This is a genomic window from Roseomonas sp. E05 (genome assembly GCF_030063475.1).
Lineage (GTDB): Bacteria > Pseudomonadota > Alphaproteobacteria > Acetobacterales > Acetobacteraceae > Pseudoroseomonas.
The window spans coordinates 161,319-177,328 of record NZ_JASIRT010000005.1 but is presented as its reverse complement, the minus strand read 5'-3'; the positions used below and the strand labels follow the sequence as shown (position 1 = coordinate 177,328).

Below are 16,010 nucleotides of genomic sequence, written 5' to 3'. Positions count from 1 at the left end.
CCGTTCCTGCAGTGGCCTGCAAGTGCCGTGACCCTGCCGGGGCGCCCGGCCAGCCTGTTCAGGAGGAGGACACCGTGCCCATTGCCCATGCCATTCCCGGCCGGAAATCCTGCGTGCCATTGCCGGCCCTGCTCCTGCTGTTCGCTTCCCTCTCTTTCCCCGCTCTGGCGGCAGAGGATGAGGAGACAACGGAGGCCGCGCCCGCCATCGGCCAGGAGCCCCTGCCGAAGGATGCCACCTTCCGCGTGCTGGGTTCGGAGGTGAAGGGGCCTTCCGGCATCGTCGTCGGTCAGGTGGTGAACGTGCTGGTGGACGAGGGCGGCAGCCCGCGCGCCGTGGTGCTGGACTATGGCGGCTTCCTCGGCGTCGGCAAGCGGCGCATCGCCGTCGCCTGGCCGCTGGTGCGGTTCGGCGCCAAGGGCGCGCTGCTGTCCCTGACACGCGAGCAGCTGAAGGCTTTTCCCGAATACCGCGATGGTGAGGATGCTGTGATGGCGACCCCGGTGGCGCAGCCGCATTAGGCCTGCATGACAGTCTCACGGCAGAGCCAGCGCGGACTCGATTGGCTCAACTTCTTTGTCGCGGATGTGCAGACCGGCTTCGGCCCCTTCGTGGCGGTCTACCTGACCACGCAGGCCTGGACGGAGGTGCAGATCGGCTTCGCGCTCAGCCTGGGCACGATGACGGCCATGCTGAGCCAGATGCCGGCCGGCGCGCTGGTGGACGCCACGCGGCACAAGCGGCGCGCGGCGATGGGCGCGCTGCTGAGCATCGCGCTTGCCGCCGTGCTGCTGGCGGCCTGGCCGGCCACCCTGCCGGTGCTGCTCTCCGAGATCCTGCACGGCTTCGCCAGCTGCGTGCTGACGCCTTCGATCGCCGCCATCAGCCTCGGCCTGGTGGGCCGCGCGGCGCTGGGCGAGCGGCTCGGGCGCAACACGCGCTTCGCCTCGCTGGGTGGCGCCATCGCGGCGGGCGTGATGGGGCTGATCGGCACCTATCTCGCGCCGGCCGCGGTGTTCTGGCTGACCGCCGTGCTGACTGTGCCGAGCCTGGTGGCGCTGCTGAACATCCGCGACAGCGACATGGCGGCCAATGTCGCGGCCATGCAGGCGCAGGCGCATACCCCGCGGGGGAGGCTGCGCGACCTGATGCTCGACCGCGGCATCCTGGTCTTCGCCGGCTGCGCCTTGCTGTTCACCCTCTCCAACGCGGCGATGCTGCCGCTGGCCGGCACGGCGGTGACGCGGGCGGCGGGGGATGAGGCCAACCTGATCATCGCCGGCTGCATCGTCGTGCCGCAGCTCGTGGTGGCGGGCATCTCACCCTGGGTGGGGCGGCTGGCGCAGGACCAGGGGCGGCGCACCGTGCTGCTGATGGGCTTCAGCATGCTGCCGCTGCGCGGCCTGCTGCTGGCGGTGGTGCAGGAGCCCTACATGCTGCTGCTGGTGCAGGCGCTGGACGGCGTCAGCGCCGCCACGCTGAACGTGATGCTGCCGCTCACTGCGGCCGACCTGACGCGTGGCACCAACCGCTTCAACCTCTGCATGGGCTTCTTCGGGCTGGCCGTCGGCATCGGCGGCACCATCAGCACCGGCCTGGCCGGCTCGGTGGCCACCTGGGCGAGCCCCGAGATGGCCTTCACGATGCTCGGCGGGATTGGCCTGGCCTGCGTGCTGCTGACCTTCCTGGCCATGCCGGAGACACGGCCGGCGCTCCCGGCGGATGTGGTCGCGGCGGACTAGAGCAGATCCCGTTCCGATGGCATCATCGGGACGGGTGAAGATGCTCGTCAAAACAAATGGCTGGAGCATTTTCCGTGAGCCAGAGCGAACGGAAAATGCTCTAGACTTTTCCCTTCGCCGCGGCCCGCTGCAAGGCTCCGGAGGCTTGTTTCTCCGGACACCCCCGGCCAGCCGGTTCCGTCTGGCCGGAGGGTGCTCCAGCCGCGCCGCCGGAGAGGGGTCAGCCCTCCTCGCGCTGGTTCTTGAGCAGGTTGCCGAGGTCGCCGGGGCCGGTGGTCTCGTCGCCGGGCCGGGTGGTTTCGGCATCGCGGGTCGTGTGGCCCGTCATCATGCCGGTGAGCGTGCCGAGCTTCGTGGCGTCGTCCGAAGTTCCGGTCTGTTTCCGCTTGTCCTGCGGCTTGCGGGTGTTGTCGGCCATGAGGGTTCCTTTCCCGATCGTCCTCCCTGGGGAACGGGTCTGCCGGGGCGGGGTTGCGGGCCGCCGGGCCGGCAGAAAAACAGGGGGCTGGGGGAATTCATCCCCCGGCCTGGCCTTCAGCCGAGCACCCGCCGCAGCGCCGCCACGACCTCCGCCCGCGCGGCGCGGGCCTTTTCCAGCACGGCGGTCTGGCCGATGAAGCCGTGTGGCACGCCCTCATAGACGGTCATCCGGTGCGTCACGCCGGCGGCGGTGAGGCGCTTGCCGAGGTTGAGCGTGTCGTCCAGCAGCGGATCGAGTGCCGCCGCCTGCAGCAGCAGTTCCGGCAGGCCGGCGAGATCGGCGTGGAGCGGCGCGGCGCCAGGGGTCTGGCGCAGCGCGGCATCCGGCAGGTAGCGGCTCCAGAACCAGTCGAGCTTCGCGGTGGAGAGGCCGAAGCGGCCGTCGCCCAGCTCACGGTGCGAGGACGTCCCATGCTCGGCCGAGAGCATGCCGTAGATGATGGCGCCGAGGCGCGGCCCGGCCTCGCCCGCGTCGCGCAGGCGGAGCAGCGCGTTGAGCGCCAGGTTGCCGCCGGCGGAATCGCCGCCGACCGCGAGGCGGCCGCCGTCCACGCCGAAATCGCCTGCCGCGTCGCGCAGCCAGCGCAGCGCCGCGAGCACCTGCTCGATGGCGGTGGGGTAGGGGTGCTCGGGCGCCAGCGCGTAGTCCAGCCCGACGACGATCATCCCGGCCTCGTCGGCGATCTCGCGCTTCCAGCGGTCGAGCGCGTCGAGGCTGCCCAGGGCGAAGCCGCCGCCATGGACGTGCAGATAGGCCGGCAGCGGGCCTTCGGCCGCGGGGCGATAGAGCCGCAGGCGCAGGGGCGGCGTGGTGCCGAGCACGTGCTCCACGGTGCTTTCCACCGCCGGGCCGCCCTGGTTCAGCCAGGCCTGGAAGCGGCGCGTCGCGGCCCGGGCCTCCTCGACCGGCTGGGTCAGCACGTCGCCGCCGGCGATGCCCTCCCGCTGGAAGCGCTCCTGCGCGGCGAGAACCTCGGGGTCCAGGGCGGGGGTGGCGTTCGTCATCGGCGTTGTTCCCTGCGGGATGGGGCTCCAGCCTGCCGGAAAAGGCCGGGGGAATGAATTCCCCCGGGCCCCCTTCTTTTTTCTTCGAGCTTCCCGCGCGGGGGGGGGAAGGCGTGGCGCCGAACCGGCGGAATGAAGGGGTTCGGAGGGGAATTCATTCCCCCGGCTTTGTCAGGCTCCCTGGAAAGGCGCGTCCCAGGCGAAGGGCTCGCGGATGGCGCCCGCCAGATGCTCGATCAGCGCACGCACCTTGAGCGGCATGGCGGGCGTCGGCGGGTAGACGAGTTGGAGAGTGTCCGGCACCGGCTCCCAGCCGGGGATGCGCAGCGGCAGCAGCGCGCCGGCGCGCACGGCATCGGCCACCAGGAAGGTCGGCAGCACCACGAGGCCGATGCCGGCGCGGGCGGCGTCCAGCAGCGCCTCGCCGCTGTTGGCGGTCATCCGGCCGCGCAGCACCAGGGAACGCGGCTCGCCCGTTGCGCCACCGGTCGGGGCGAAGCGCCAGAGATGGCCGGCGGCGGCATTGGCGTAGCCGAGGCAGGAATGCGCCGCGAGCGCCTCCAGGCTTTCCGGCATCCCGTGGCGGGCGGCATAGTCGGGGCTGCAGCAAAGTGCGCGCCGGCTGGTGCCGAGCCGGCGCGTGCGCAGCTCGGAATCGCCGAGCCGGCCGCTGCGCAGCGCCAGGTCATAGCCGCCGCTGAACAGGTCCACATGCCGGTCGTCGAGGTCGAGCACCACCTCGATGCCTTCGTAGCGGCGCATGAAATCGGCGAGCAGCGGCCCGAGATAGCGGATGCCGAAGCTCAGAGGCGCGGCGAGGCGGAGCAATCCCTGCAGGGCGCCGGAGCGGGCCATCACCTCGTCGGCCACGGTGTCGAGCTGGGCGAGCAGGGCGCGCGCCCGCTCGTAAAGCAGCGCGCCGGCCTCGGTCGGCGCCACCCGGCGCGGCGCGCGGTGCAACAGCTTGGCGGAAAGCTGCGTTTCCAGCAGCGTCACGCGCTTGCTGACGACCGATTTCGCCAGGCCGAGGCGGGCGGCGGCGGCGGTGATGGTGCCGCTGTCCACCACCTGGACGAAGGTGGCCAGCGCCTCGGTGTCAGGCCGCATCGTTCTTGTTTAGCGAACGTTGCGTTTCTCCGCAACGCGTTGCGCGTTCACCAGCGCGAACGCACCTTCCGAACACCATCCTCTCCACAGAAAAGGAGCCGCAGCATGAGCAAGGTCCTGGTCCTCTACTATTCCAGCTATGGCCATATCGAGACGCTGGCGAAGGCCATCGCCGAGGGCGCCGGGCAGGTGGCCGGCACCGAGGTGGCGGTGAAGCGCGTGCCGGAGCTGGTGCCGGAGGAGGTGGCGAAGAAGAGCCATTTCAAGCTGGACCAGGAGGCGCCGGTCGCCACGGTGAACGAGCTGGTGGACTACGACGCCATCATCATCGGCACGCCGACGCGCTACGGCCGCATGGCCTCGCAGATGGCCAACTTCCTCGACCAGACCGGCGGGCTGTGGTTCCAGGACAAGCTGGTCGGCAAGGTGGGCTCGGTCTTCACCTCCACCGCCAGCCAGCATGGCGGCCAGGAGACGACGATCACCTCCACCATCGTCAACCTGATGCATTTCGGCATGGTCATCGTCGGCCTGCCCTACAGCGAGAAGCGGCTGACCGACATCACCACGGTGAACGGCGGCACGCCCTATGGCGCCTCGACCATCGCCAATGGCGACGGCTCCCGCATGCCGAGCGAGGCGGAGCTGGAGATGGCCAGGTTCCAGGGCCGCCATGTGGCCGAGGTGACCGCCGCGCTGGTGCGCGGGCGGGGCTGAGAAACCTTCGCGGGGCGCCTCGCCGCCCTGCGCGCCGCCCGGCCGCGGCGCCCATGGCCCGGTCGCCGTCGCCGATCCCGGCGGCGGCGCGAACCGCAGACAGAGAGGCTGGCGGCGCAAGCCCCGCCGCGGAGGGCCGATGCCCTCCGTGCCGGCCGCGCCATGCGGCCTGCGAAAGGAGGCAGCCATGCAGCTGCACGGAATCCACCATCTCACCGCCGTTTCCGCCGATGCGCGGGGCAACCACGACTTCTACACCCGCGTGCTGGGCATGCGGCTGGTGAAGAAGACGGTGAACCAGGACGACACCAGCGCCTACCACCTGTTCTACGCCGATGGCGAGGCGAGCCCCGGCACCGACCTGACCTTCTTCGACTGGCCGGTGGAACGGGAGCGGCGCGGCACCCACAGCATCACCCGCACCGGGCTGCGCGTGAACGGCGAGGCGGCGCTGCGCTTCTGGGCCGAGCGGCTGGCGGCGCAAGGCGTCAGCGCCGAGCCCATCCGCGCGATTGACGGCCGGCTGCAGCTTCTCTTCGAGGACCCGGAGGGGCAGCGCCTGGCGCTGGTGGATGACGGCGGCGCGGGCGAGGCGCATTCCTGGGCGCGCAGCCCGGTGCCGGCGGCGCAGCAGATCCGCGGCCTCGGCCCGATCGCCATGAGCGTGCCCGACCTGCGCCGCTCGGACGCCTTCGCCACCGAGGTGATGGCGATGCGCCGCGGCCGCACCTACCGCACCGACGAGGCGCAGCCGGTGGACGTGCAGGTCTATGAGATGGGCGAGGGCGGGCCGGCGGCCGAGCTGCACATGCGGATCGAGCCGCATCTGCCGCCGCACCAGCCCGGCGCCGGCAGCGTGCACCACGTCGCCTTCCGGGTGCGGGACGAGGAATACGGCTCCTGGGTGGACCGCTTCAACCAGTTCCGCCTGCGCTCCAGCGGCCCGGTGGACCGCTACTACTTCCGCTCGCTCTATGTGCGGGAGCCGGGCGGCATCCTCTACGAGATCGCGACCGACGGCCCCGGCTTCGACGCCGACGAGCCGAAGGACCAGCTTGGCGAGCGCCTCGCCCTGCCGCCCTTCCTGGAGCCGCAGCGCGCGGCCATCGAGCGGAAGTTGAAGCCGCTCTGAACGCTGGAAGGGCCGGGGGAGAAAGAATTCTCCCCCGGACCCCCGCTTCTTCTTTTTCTGTCAGTTTGTTGCGCTGGCGGCACGCGCGGGCGCCGGGGCTGCAACAGCTCCGGCGAAGACCGCCGCACGGGCCATAACGAGCGCCTTTGCCGCAGGTCGGACCCGAAAAACTGACAGAAAAAGGAGGGGGTCTGGGGGAGTTCACTCCCCCAGGCTTCTTTTGCGGGCAGGCCCGCGACTCCCGCCGGACGCCCTGCCTCCGCCGGTTCCCGCCCGGCGGCTTCTCCGGTAAAGCAGGGCGTCGCGTCAGCCGGAGGAAGCCATGCCGCTCGACCACACCGCCCGGGGCGTCTACCCGATCGCCCCCACCCCCTTCCACGCCGATGGCCGGGTCGACTTCGACTCGATCGACGGCATGACGGACTTCTACCGCGAGGTCGGCAGCACCGGCATGACGGTGCTCGGCGTCATGGGCGAGGCGCCGAAGCTCGACCAGGCCGAGGCGCTGGAGATCGCCACCCGCTTCATCCGCCGCGCCGAGGGGCTGCCGGTGATCGTCGGCGTCTCCGCGCCCGGCTTCGCCGCCATGCGCGGCCTGGCGCGCGCCGCGATGAACAAGGGCGCCGCCGGGGTGATGATCGCGCCGCCCAACACGCTGCGCACCGACGACCAGATCACCACCTACTACCGCCAGGCGGCGGAGGCGATCGGTGAGGACGTGCCCTTCGTCATCCAGGACTTCCCGCAGACCTTCTCCGTGGTGATGACGCCGGCGGTGATCCGCAGGATCGTGCAGGAGAACCCCTCCTGCGTCATGCTGAAGCACGAGGACTGGCCGGGGCTGGAGAAGATCTCCACGCTGCGCGGCTTCCAGGCGGACGGCTCGATGCGGCCGATCTCCATTCTCTGCGGCAATGGCGGCCTGTTCCTCGACTTCGAGGTGGAGCGCGGCGCCGACGGCGCGATGACCGGCTACGCCTTCCCCGACATGCTCTGCGACGTGGTGCGCCTGCAGGCCGAGGGCCAGCGCGACGCGGCGCATGACCTGTTCGACGCCCATCTGCCGCTGCTGCGCTACGAGCAGCAGCAGGGGCCGACCGGCCTCGCGGTGCGGAAATACGTGATGGCGCGGCGCGGCATCATCGCCTCCGACGCGCAGCGCAAGCCGGGCGCGGCGCTGACCGCCAAGGCGAAGAGCGAGGTGGAGTACCTGCTCTCCCGCGTGGCGCGGAAGGACCCGCGCGCCGGCAGGCTGCGCTGAGCCGGGGGGAGGAAGACCCTCCGCGGCCACGCGAAAAAACAGACAGAAAGAAGATGGGGCCCGGGGGAATTCCTTCCCCCGGGCTTTTCCTTTCCCGTGTCACGCCCGCAGCGGCACCGGCCCGGGCCGCATCAGGGACGGGGTGGCGGTGTCACCCTGCTGCAGCAGGCGCGCCGTTTCAAAGCGCAGCCGGCAATCAAGCCCATCCGCTTCCCAGCGCAGTTCCACCGTCCCGCCGAGCTGCCGGCGTGCCGTGTTCTCCACCACCTTCAATCCGAAGCCCTGGCGGGCCGGTTGCCGGGTCGGCGGCCCGCCCTGCTCACGCCAGCAGAGGAGCAGGCTCTCCTGCTGGCGCACCCAGGACAGCCGGACCTGTCCCTGCTCGTCCGAGAGCGCCCCGTGATGCGCCGCGTTGGTGGCCAGCTCGTGCAGCAGCAGGGCCAGGGGCTGCACGGCATGGGGCGCGACGATCAGCGCCGGGCCCTGCAGCAGGATCCGGCCGCCTGCCTGATACGGCCCCATCGCCTCACGGGCGAGGCTGTGGAACTCGGTGCCGAGCCATTGCCCGTTGGCCAGCAGGGTGTGGGCCCGCGCCAGTGCCGTCACGCGGCCCTTCACCGCCTCGATGAAGCGCGGGGGATCGTCGGCGCGGCTCATGTGGAGCACGGATTGCACCACGCTCAGCACGTTCCGCGTCCGGTGGTCCACCTCGCGGGCGAGCTGCCGTTCGCGCGCGGCGGCCTGCTGCGCCTCGGTGACGTCCATCACCGCGCCGCTCACCCGCAGCGGCGTGCCGTCGGGGTGGCGCTCCACCACCGCGCCCTGCCGGTGCAGCCAGCGGACCTGCCCGTCCGGCCAGCAAACGCGAAACAGCACATCGTAATGCCCCGGTCCGGCCGGATCGAGCACCTCCGCGACGGCCTGGTGCAGCAGGGGCCGGTCCTCCGGGTGGATGACCTCCTCCATGGCCGCATGCGTCGGCAGCGCGCCCGCGGGCAGGCCGTACAGGGCTTCCCGCCCCGCCGAGCCGGTCAGGCGGCCGCTCGCCACCTCCCACTCCCAGGTGCCGACCCGTGCGGCCTCCAGCGCCCGCGCCAGGCGGCTCTCGCTCTCGGCCAGGGCCTGCTCGCGCTGCCGCAGGGCCGTGCTGGCCTCGGCCATGGCGGCGCCGACGGCGGAGACTTCCTGGATGGAGGCCGGCGCAGGCTGCACCGGCTCGCCCTGGCCGAGCTGCCGCGCGGCGCGCGCCAGGTGCTGCACGGGGCGCGCGACGCGCCGGGCGAACACGACCGCCAGGCCGATGGCCAGCGCCACCAGCACCCCTGCTCCCAGCCCCAGCAGCAGCAGGGACTGGCGCAGCGGCGCCTCGGCGATGCGGGTCGGCACCAGGACGCCGGCCCGCCAGCCCAGCGCGGAGGAGAGGGCGGAGGCCACCAGCACCGGCTCGCCGGCGGAGCTGCGCGCGGACCAGAAATTGGCGGTCAGGCTGCTGGCCTCCTGTGCCTGCTCGGAGATGAGCCGCCCCTGGATCTCCTGCTGCCGCGCGGAATGGACCATGATGTGGCGCTGGCCATCGACGAGCAGCGCCGCCCAGCCCCGGGGCAGGCTCACCTCGTGCAGCCGCGTGAGCAGCCGCTGCGGGTCCAGGCTCAGGCTGAGGAGGTAGGCCACCTCCTCGTCCCGCAGCACGGGAACCGTGATGGCGATCGAGAAGGGGCCGCCCGGCGCCTGCTGCAGCAGGCCGGAGATGGTCGGCGCGCGGTTGCGCCGCGCCTCGGCGAAGCTGCGGGAGGCGGCGGGAGGCTGCGGCGCCACGGCGCCCGCCGCAGGGGCGCCCTCCGGCTGGTGCAGGGTCACCTCGCCGCCCAGCACGGTGCCCGCCTGGCGGGCCAGGGCGGCGAGGCGGGGGAAGCCGGCGGTTTCCACCGGGAGGCTGGCGGCCAGCACCTGAAGGGCAGCGGCCTGCCCCTCCACGTCGCGTTCCACCAGCGTCATGATGTTGCGCGCGCGGGAGAGGGCCTCCTGCCGCAGCGCGTGGCGCTCGGTGGAGAGATAAAGCCTGCCCAGGCCGCCCGAGAGCAGCAGCACGGGCAGCAGCAGCACGAGGCAGAGCAGGGTGAGGTGGGCGGCCAGCGGCCATTGGCGCTTCCGCTCCCTGTCGCCGATGGCCTTGCGCTTGTGGCTGAAAAGCGAAGAGGTAAGCACCGCCATTCTGGCAGAGGGCCCCTTCTCGAGCACGTCATTCCTCCCGCATCCTGCCCTGCAGCCTGCACCGCCGAGCCACCGCAGCGCAATGAGCGGGGGGGAATTTTGATCACGAGTTGCGCGGTCTGGTTGTCCGGCCGGTTCCGCCGGCGTGGCTGACGCTCAGGAAGTCGCGTCGGCACGCCCGGCGGCGATCGCCGCACGCATCTCGGCGACCGCTGCGGGCAGGCCCTGGAACACCGCCGCGCCGATCAGGAAATGCCCGATGCTGACCTCGACCACCTGCGGGATGGCAGCGACGCCGCGCACGCTCTCAAAATCCAGCCCGTGGCCGGCATGGCAGGTGAGGCCGTGCTGCGCCGCGACCACCGCCGCCGCGCGCAGCCGCGCCAGCAGCGGGCCGCGCGCCTCGGGGCGCGCGTCGGCATAGGTGCCGGTGTGCAGTTCCACCGCCTGGGCGCCGAGCGCGGCGGCGGCGGCGATCTGCGCCGGGTCGGGCTCGACGAAGAGGGAGACCTCGATGCCGGCTGCGGCGAGGCGGCGCACCGCCTCGCCCAGGAAGGGGCCGGCGCCGCGCGCGTCCAGCCCGCCCTCGGTGGTCAGCTCGGCGCGCTTCTCCGGCACGATGCAGCAGGCGGCGGGGTGCAGGCCCTCGGCGATGCCGACCATCTCCTCCGTCGCCGCCATCTCGAAGTTCAGCCGCAGGCCGGCCTCGGCGCCGAGGCGGCGCACGTCCTCGTCGCGGATATGGCGGCGGTCCTCGCGCAGGTGGACGGTGATGCCGTCCGCGCCCGCGGCGAGGCAGGCGCGCGCCGCCTCCACCGGGCAGGGGAAGCGGCCGCCGCGCGCGTTGCGCAGGGTGGCGACGTGGTCGACGTTGACCGAGAGGCGCAGCGGGATCATGCGGCTTGGTTCCTGCGGTGGGCGGCGAGCTGCGCGGCGAGGCGCAGCGCGGCGATCAGGCTGCCGGGATCGGCGCAGCCCTGGCCGGCGATGTCGAGCGCGGTGCCATGGTCCGGGCTGGTGCGCACCACCGCGAGGTTCAGGGTGACGTTGACGCCGCCGGCCATGTCCAGCGTCTTCACCGGGATCAATGCCTGGTCGTGATACATGCCGAGCGCCACGTCGTAGCCGGCGCGGGCATGCGGCGTGAACAGCGTGTCGGCCGGGAAGGGGCCGCGCGCGTCGATCCCTTCGGCACGCAGGGTGGCGATGGCGGGGGCGATGATGTCGCGGTCCTCGCTGCCCATGGTGCCGTCCTCGCCGGCATGCGGGTTCAGCCCGGCGAGGGCGAGGCGGGGCGCCGTGATGCCGAAGTCCCGCCGCAGCCCGGCGGCGGTGGCGCGGGCGATGCGGCAGATCAGGTCCGCGTCCAGCCGCGCGATGACGCTGCGCAGGGACTGGTGGATGGTGACGGGCACGGTGCGCAGCCCGGCGGCGGCCAGCAGCATCACCGGCGGGCCCTCGCCCGGGGCCAGCTCGGCCAGGAACTCGGTATGGCCGGGGTGGCGGAAGCCGGCGGCGGTGAGCACCGACTTCTGGATGGGGTTGGTGACCACCGCGCCGGCCTCGCCGGCCTGGACCAGCGCCACGGCGCGCTCGATGGCGGCGATCACCGGGCCGGCGTTGCGCGCATCCGGCCGGCCCGGAGTGACGGGCGCCGGCAGGTTCAGCGACAGCACCGGCAGAGCCTCCGGGAAGACCGTGGCGGCCTCGGCGGGGCTGGCGATGCGGCGGTGCGGCACGCCGGGCAGCAGCGCCGGGTCGCCGAGGAAGAAGAAGGCCGGGCCTTCCTGGCGCAGCGCGCTCCAGGCCTTGGTGGCGATCTCGCCGCCGATGCCGGCGGGTTCGCCCATCGTCAGGGCCAGGGGAGGGCGCTGCATGTCCATCACCCCGCTATACCGCAGGCCGTGTGCTCTCGGGAATGGCGGGGGTTCCAGGCGGCGGCGTGCGGTCAGCGCAGCCCGGCGAAGGTGTCGCAGGCGGCCAGCTCGCCACGCTGCAGGCCGGTGCGGAACCATTGCATGCGCTGTTCCGAGGTGCCGTGGGTGAAGGTCTCGGGCTGCACCTCGCCCTGGGCGCGGCGCTGCAGGCGGTCGTCGCCCACCGCGGCGGCGGCGTTCAGCCCTTCCTCGATATCGCCCTGCTCCAGGATGTTGCGCGCCTCGTTGGCCTGCTTGGCCCAGAACCCGGCGAAGCAGTCGGCCTGCAGCTCGACGCGGACCTGGATGGCATTGGCCTCTGCCGGGTCGGTGGCCTGCTGCTGCAGCTGGCGCGTCAGGTTCAGGATGCCGAGCTGGTTCTGCACGTGATGCCCGACCTCATGCGCGATGATGTAGGCGGCGGCGAAGTCGCCCTTGGCGCCGAGCTGCCGCTGAAGCTGGGCCATGAAGCCGAGGTCGATGTAGATGCGCTGGTCGCTCGGGCAGTAGAACGGCCCGACCTGCGCCTGCGCGGTGCCGCAGCCCGACTGCGTGGCGCCGGTGAACAGCACCAGCGAGGGATCCCGGTAGGGCTGGTCGAGCCGCTGGAACTGCGCTTTCCAGACCTGCTCCGTCTCGCCCAGCACCTGCGCGACGAAGCGGCGCTCCGGGTCGTCGCCATTCGCCTGCGGCGCGGCGCCCTGCGTGGCGACCTGGCTGTTGTCCTGCGTGTCGGTGAAGAGCACCGAGGGATCCACCCCCAGGAAGAGGCAGACCAGGACCAGCGCAACACCGCCGAGGCCGCCGACGGCAATGCCGCCCCGCCGCATGCCGCCCATGCCGCGCCGGTCCTCGACATTCCGGCTTTCCGGTCCACCCAGCCGCATGGCCGCCCCTTTTCCGTTCGCATTCCTGACCGGCAGCACAAGCTGCCGGCTGGGCCCGCGGTTGCATGGCGCCCTTCAAGGCGATTCCGCGACGGTGCTCAAGGGGCATGAAAAGATCGGGGGAATGAATTCCCCCGAACCCCCATCTTCTCTTTATCGGTTTGGCGCCGCGCTTTCCGCTCGCGCAGGCAACTGACAGAAAAAAGAAGGGGGTCTGGGGGAATTCATTCCCCCAGACCTTCTGCCGCGCCGAAACGCAGTCCACAGCCCTTCAGCACCAGCCGTAGCACCATGTCGCTGCCACGGGCATGGTCCTGCGCGGTGAGTTCCGGCCGGTCCAGCACGGCGCGGATCTGCGCCTCGAAGTCGGCATAGGTCTGCGTCATCGCCCAGATGGCGAAGAACAGGTGCGGCGGGTCCACCGGCTCCATCCGCCCCTCGGCGATCCAGCCCTCCAGCACGCGGGACTTCTCGCGCACCAGGGCGCGCAGCTCGCCCGCCAGGTAGCTGCCGAGATAGGGCGCGCCGTGCAGCACCTCGTTGGCGAAGACCTTCGAGGCATAGGGCCGGGTGCGGGACCACGCCATCTTGGCGCGCACATAGGCGGTGAGCGCCTCGGCGGGGTCGCTCTCCGGGCGGATGCTGTCGGTGGCGGAGAGCCAGAGGTCGAGGATGCTGTCCAGCAGCGCCGTGTAGAGCGCCTCCTTGGTGCCGAAGTAGTAGTGCAGGTTGGCCTTGGGCAGACCGGCGGCGGCGGCCAGGGCCGACATGCTGGCCCCTCCGAAGCCGGCCTCGGCGAAGATCCGCTCGGCGGAGGCCAGGATATGCGCCACGCGCTGCCGGCGCTGCCAGGCGCGGCTGCCGGTGGCGGGAGGTTCCGCCTCGTTTTGCATCATCCGGGGTACCTCCCTGCTCCAATCATGGGCATGCGCCGCGACACTGAACAAGATTGACCGATTGGTCAGCTTTCTCCTAGCCTTTCCCATGCCGCCGCACCAAGCCCGCCCGCGGGGCGAAGGCTGGCCCGGCCCGAGGAGGTACGACCGCGACGATGACCGGTTTGAACCGACTGCGCGATGGCAAGGGCGGCGTGCCGCGCCCGATCATCCTGACCTCCCACCCCAACCGCGGCGCCGGCGCCGCGCCGCCGCTGCACTGGGGGGAGGCCGATCCGGCACGGCGCGGCCCGGTGGTCGCCACGCTGCAGAACCCGGCGGCGCGCAACGCCATCGGCACCCATGCCGGCTCCTATGCGCTCTACCGCGCGCTGGCGGTCGCCTCCGGGCAGCTCCGCGCCGACCACCGGCCGGATTTCAGCAACACGCGGCCGGCGGTGCCGATCGGCCCCTTCGGCGCCTGGGGCGATCCGGCGAAGATCGTCTCGCTCGACCCCTGGGGGCATCTGGTGCCCGAGGTCTATGCCGCCGAACTGGCCGCCGGACTTGACATCCGCCCGAGCATCGCCGTCACCCGCGCGCACATGAACATGCCGGAGGTGACGCAGGCCATGCTGGCCGGGCGGCTGGCGCCGGATGGCGCGGTGCTGCTGCCCAACGGCGATGTGCGCGTCACCAAGGTCGCCATCGAGCCGGTCTGGTGGCTGCCGGGCGTCGCCGCGCGCTTCGGCATCACCGAGACGGAGCTGCGCCGCCACCTCTTCGAGCAGACCGGCGGCATGTTTCCCGAGTTGGTGACGCGGCCGGACCTGCGCGTCTTCCTGCCGCCGATCGGCGGCATGACGGTCTATCTCTTCGGCGATCCGGGCAAGCTCGGGAAGCCGGAGACGCAGGTTGCCTGCCGCATCCACGACGAGTGCAACGGCTCGGACGTCTTCGGCTCCGACATCTGCACCTGCCGGCCCTATCTGGCACATGGCATCGAGGCCTGCATCGGGATGGCGCAGGAGGGCGGGGTCGGTGTCATCGTCTACAACCGCAAGGAAGGGCGCGCGCTGGGCGAGGTGACGAAGTTCCTCGTCTACAACGCGCGCAAGCGGCAGGAGGGTGGCGACCGCGCCGACCAGTATTTCCAGCGCACCGAATGCGTCGCCGGGGTGCAGGACATGCGCTTCCAGGAGCTGATGCCGGACGTGCTGCACTGGCTCGGCATCACCCGCATCGACCGGCTCGTGTCCATGAGCAACATGAAGTTCGCGCCGATCACCGGCAGCGGCATCGAGGTGGTGGCGCGCATCCCGATCCCGGAGGCGCTGATCCCGGCCGATGCGCGTGTCGAGATGGATGCCAAGAAGGCCGCCGGCTACTTCACCGAGGCGGTGCCGGATGCGGCGGAGCTGGCCATCGCCAAGGGGCGCGCCCTTTGAGCAGCGCGGCCGTGGCGCTGCTGCGCCGCCCGGAGACCATCCGGGCGCGCTGCCACGACCTGCTGCGCCTGGCGGAGGCGGACGCGCTGCCGCATTTCACGCTGCACCCGGAGCGCCTGCCCGCCGCCGCGGACTACGTGGCCGAGACCATCCGGCAGAACTACCCGGACCTCGCCATTCCCTACCACGCGCGCTGGCGGCACTTCGCGGCCGGCGGGGTGGACCGCTGGGGCGCGCTGGCGGCGGCTCGGCTCGGCGGCGAGGATGCGGCGGCGGTGGCGTGCCGGCGGATCGATCTCTGCGTCGTCTCCGTGTTGCTGGATGCCGGCGCCGGGCCGGACTGGGCCTTCACCGAGCCGGAGGGGACGCGGCTCGCCCGTTCCGAGGGGCTGGGCGTGGCCAGCCTGCACGCCTTCGCCGCCGGGCTGTTCTCCAGCGATCCCGGGGACAAGCTGCGGGTGGATGCGGCCGGGCTGGAGGCGGTGACGGCCGAGGCGCTGGGCGCCGCCTTCCAGGTCGGGCCGGAGAACCCGCTCACCGGGCTGGAGGGCCGTGCCGCGCTGCTGCGCAACTTGGGCGCCGCGCTGCGCCGGTCGCCCGCGCTGTTCGGCAGCGCGCCGCCGCGCCCGGGCGGGCTGTTCGGCCCCCTGTGCGCCGCCGCCACGCCGGAAGGGCTGCCCGCCGCCGCCATCCTGGCCGCCGTGCTGGAGGGGCTGGCGCCGGTCTGGCCGGCGCGGCTGACGCTGGATGGCGAGAACCTCGGCGATGTCTGGCGCCACCCGCTCGCCGCGCCGGAAGGGCCGGCGCCGGGGCTGGTGCCCTTCCACAAGCTCTCGCAATGGCTCAGCTACTCGCTGGCCGAGGTGATGGAGGAGGCCGGCATCCCGGTGCTGGCGCTCGACGCGTTGACCGGGCTGCCGGAATACCGCAATGGCGGGCTGCTGCTCGATCTCGGCGTGCTGTCCTTGCGCGAGCCGGCGCTGGCGCGCGAGGCTCTGCCGGTGGACCATCCCGCCATCGTCGAGTGGCGCGCGCTGACCGTGGCGCTGCTCGACCGGCTGGCCGGGCTGGTGCGCGAGCGCCTCGGGCTGGACGCCGCGGCCCTGCCGCTGGCCCGCGTGCTGGAAGGCGGCACCTGGGCGGCCGGGCGCCGCATCGCCCGCGCGCTGCGGCCCGGGGGTGGCCCACCGCTCCAGGTCGCGAGCGATGGAACCGTATTCTGATGGAAC

At 72.2% G+C, this 16,010-nt stretch carries 15 protein-coding genes; 7 read left to right on the top strand and 8 right to left on the bottom strand.

Annotated features, from left to right (window positions below; all coding sequences use genetic code 11):
• The first annotated feature begins 74 nt into the window (after positions 1 to 74).
• On the top strand, positions 75 to 521 hold the full coding sequence (locus QMO56_RS07870; RefSeq protein ID WP_283524717.1) for a PRC-barrel domain-containing protein: 447 nt from the start codon (positions 75 to 77) through the stop codon (positions 519 to 521).
• Between the two features lie 6 nt (positions 522 to 527).
• Entirely contained in the window at positions 528 to 1,742 is a 1,215-nt protein-coding gene (locus QMO56_RS07865; protein WP_283524716.1) for an MFS transporter, read from the top strand.
• A 220-nt stretch (positions 1,743 to 1,962) separates the two neighbouring features.
• Here the strand turns inward: QMO56_RS07865 and QMO56_RS07860 are convergent, their stop codons facing one another.
• From QMO56_RS07860 to QMO56_RS07850, 3 genes are all read right to left on the bottom strand, one after another.
• Positions 1,963 to 2,160 carry a hypothetical protein gene (locus tag QMO56_RS07860; protein ID WP_283524715.1) on the bottom strand — a complete coding sequence of 66 codons (198 nt, stop codon included), beginning with the start codon at positions 2,158 to 2,160 and terminating at the stop codon, positions 1,963 to 1,965.
• A gap of 116 nt (positions 2,161 to 2,276) precedes the next feature.
• Positions 2,277 to 3,227, bottom strand: a complete 951-nt coding sequence (locus tag QMO56_RS07855) for an alpha/beta hydrolase (protein ID WP_283524714.1) — start codon at positions 3,225 to 3,227, stop codon at positions 2,277 to 2,279.
• A 171-nt stretch (positions 3,228 to 3,398) separates the two neighbouring features.
• On the bottom strand, positions 3,399 to 4,334 hold the full coding sequence (locus QMO56_RS07850) for a LysR family transcriptional regulator (protein WP_283524712.1): 936 nt from the start codon (positions 4,332 to 4,334) through the stop codon (positions 3,399 to 3,401).
• 105 nt (positions 4,335 to 4,439) lie between these two features.
• Between QMO56_RS07850 and wrbA the strand changes: the two genes are divergently transcribed.
• The 3 genes from wrbA (at position 4,440) to QMO56_RS07835 (ending at position 7,444) form a co-directional block, all read left to right on the top strand.
• Positions 4,440 to 5,051 (top strand): NAD(P)H:quinone oxidoreductase, encoded by a 612-nt coding sequence (gene wrbA / locus QMO56_RS07845; protein WP_283524711.1) that lies wholly within the window; start codon positions 4,440 to 4,442, stop codon positions 5,049 to 5,051.
• 187 nt (positions 5,052 to 5,238) lie between these two features.
• Positions 5,239 to 6,183: a ring-cleaving dioxygenase gene (locus QMO56_RS07840; RefSeq protein WP_283524710.1), complete on the top strand. Its 945-nt coding sequence runs from the start codon at positions 5,239 to 5,241 to the stop codon at positions 6,181 to 6,183.
• Between the two features lie 322 nt (positions 6,184 to 6,505).
• Positions 6,506 to 7,444, top strand: coding sequence for a dihydrodipicolinate synthase family protein (locus QMO56_RS07835; RefSeq protein ID WP_283524707.1), 939 nt, complete (start codon positions 6,506 to 6,508; stop codon positions 7,442 to 7,444).
• Between the two features lie 99 nt (positions 7,445 to 7,543).
• Here the strand turns inward: QMO56_RS07835 and QMO56_RS07830 are convergent, their stop codons facing one another.
• From QMO56_RS07830 to QMO56_RS07810, 5 genes are all read right to left on the bottom strand, one after another.
• Entirely contained in the window at positions 7,544 to 9,655 is a 2,112-nt protein-coding gene (locus QMO56_RS07830; RefSeq protein WP_283524705.1) for an HWE histidine kinase domain-containing protein, read from the bottom strand.
• A 156-nt stretch (positions 9,656 to 9,811) separates the two neighbouring features.
• Positions 9,812 to 10,552: a pyridoxine 5'-phosphate synthase gene (locus tag QMO56_RS07825; RefSeq protein WP_283524703.1), complete on the bottom strand. Its 741-nt coding sequence runs from the start codon at positions 10,550 to 10,552 to the stop codon at positions 9,812 to 9,814.
• On the bottom strand, positions 10,549 to 11,538 hold the full coding sequence (gene pdxA / locus QMO56_RS07820; RefSeq protein ID WP_283524701.1) for a 4-hydroxythreonine-4-phosphate dehydrogenase PdxA: 990 nt from the start codon (positions 11,536 to 11,538) through the stop codon (positions 10,549 to 10,551). Before pdxA ends, QMO56_RS07825 begins: the two co-directional genes overlap by 4 nt.
• 65 nt (positions 11,539 to 11,603) lie before the next feature.
• Positions 11,604 to 12,458, bottom strand: coding sequence for a neutral zinc metallopeptidase (locus QMO56_RS07815; RefSeq protein WP_283524699.1), 855 nt, complete (start codon positions 12,456 to 12,458; stop codon positions 11,604 to 11,606).
• 224 nt (positions 12,459 to 12,682) lie between these two features.
• Positions 12,683 to 13,354 (bottom strand): TetR family transcriptional regulator C-terminal domain-containing protein, encoded by a 672-nt coding sequence (locus QMO56_RS07810; protein ID WP_283524697.1) that lies wholly within the window; start codon positions 13,352 to 13,354, stop codon positions 12,683 to 12,685.
• 155 nt (positions 13,355 to 13,509) lie between these two features.
• Here QMO56_RS07810 and QMO56_RS07805 point away from each other — a divergent pair, with 155 nt between their 5' ends.
• Positions 13,510 to 14,781: a GTP cyclohydrolase II gene (locus QMO56_RS07805; RefSeq protein WP_283524695.1), complete on the top strand. Its 1,272-nt coding sequence runs from the start codon at positions 13,510 to 13,512 to the stop codon at positions 14,779 to 14,781.
• Positions 14,778 to 16,004 carry a URC4/urg3 family protein gene (locus QMO56_RS07800; RefSeq protein WP_283524694.1) on the top strand — a complete coding sequence of 409 codons (1,227 nt, stop codon included), beginning with the start codon at positions 14,778 to 14,780 and terminating at the stop codon, positions 16,002 to 16,004. Before QMO56_RS07805 ends, QMO56_RS07800 begins: the two co-directional genes overlap by 4 nt.
• Positions 16,005 to 16,010: the final 6 nt, after the last annotated feature.

Bases quoted from the DNA above. Each gene is read 5' to 3' on its own strand.
- QMO56_RS07865 (WP_283524716.1), top strand. From the start codon at position 528: ATGACAGTCTCACGGCAGAGCCAGCGCGGACTCGATTGGCTCAACTTC.
- QMO56_RS07860 (WP_283524715.1), bottom strand. From the start codon at position 2,160: ATGGCCGACAACACCCGCAAGCCGCAGGACAAGCGGAAACAGACCGGA.
- QMO56_RS07855 (WP_283524714.1), bottom strand. From the start codon at position 3,227: ATGACGAACGCCACCCCCGCCCTGGACCCCGAGGTTCTCGCCGCGCAG.
- QMO56_RS07850 (WP_283524712.1), bottom strand. From the start codon at position 4,334: ATGCGGCCTGACACCGAGGCGCTGGCCACCTTCGTCCAGGTGGTGGAC.
- wrbA (WP_283524711.1), top strand. From the start codon at position 4,440: ATGAGCAAGGTCCTGGTCCTCTACTATTCCAGCTATGGCCATATCGAG.
- QMO56_RS07840 (WP_283524710.1), top strand. From the start codon at position 5,239: ATGCAGCTGCACGGAATCCACCATCTCACCGCCGTTTCCGCCGATGCG.
- QMO56_RS07835 (WP_283524707.1), top strand. From the start codon at position 6,506: ATGCCGCTCGACCACACCGCCCGGGGCGTCTACCCGATCGCCCCCACC.
- QMO56_RS07830 (WP_283524705.1), bottom strand. From the start codon at position 9,655: ATGGCGGTGCTTACCTCTTCGCTTTTCAGCCACAAGCGCAAGGCCATC.
- QMO56_RS07825 (WP_283524703.1), bottom strand. From the start codon at position 10,552: ATGATCCCGCTGCGCCTCTCGGTCAACGTCGACCACGTCGCCACCCTG.
- pdxA (WP_283524701.1), bottom strand. From the start codon at position 11,538: ATGGACATGCAGCGCCCTCCCCTGGCCCTGACGATGGGCGAACCCGCC.
- QMO56_RS07815 (WP_283524699.1), bottom strand. From the start codon at position 12,458: ATGCGGCTGGGTGGACCGGAAAGCCGGAATGTCGAGGACCGGCGCGGC.
- QMO56_RS07810 (WP_283524697.1), bottom strand. From the start codon at position 13,354: ATGATGCAAAACGAGGCGGAACCTCCCGCCACCGGCAGCCGCGCCTGG.
- QMO56_RS07805 (WP_283524695.1), top strand. From the start codon at position 13,510: ATGACCGGTTTGAACCGACTGCGCGATGGCAAGGGCGGCGTGCCGCGC.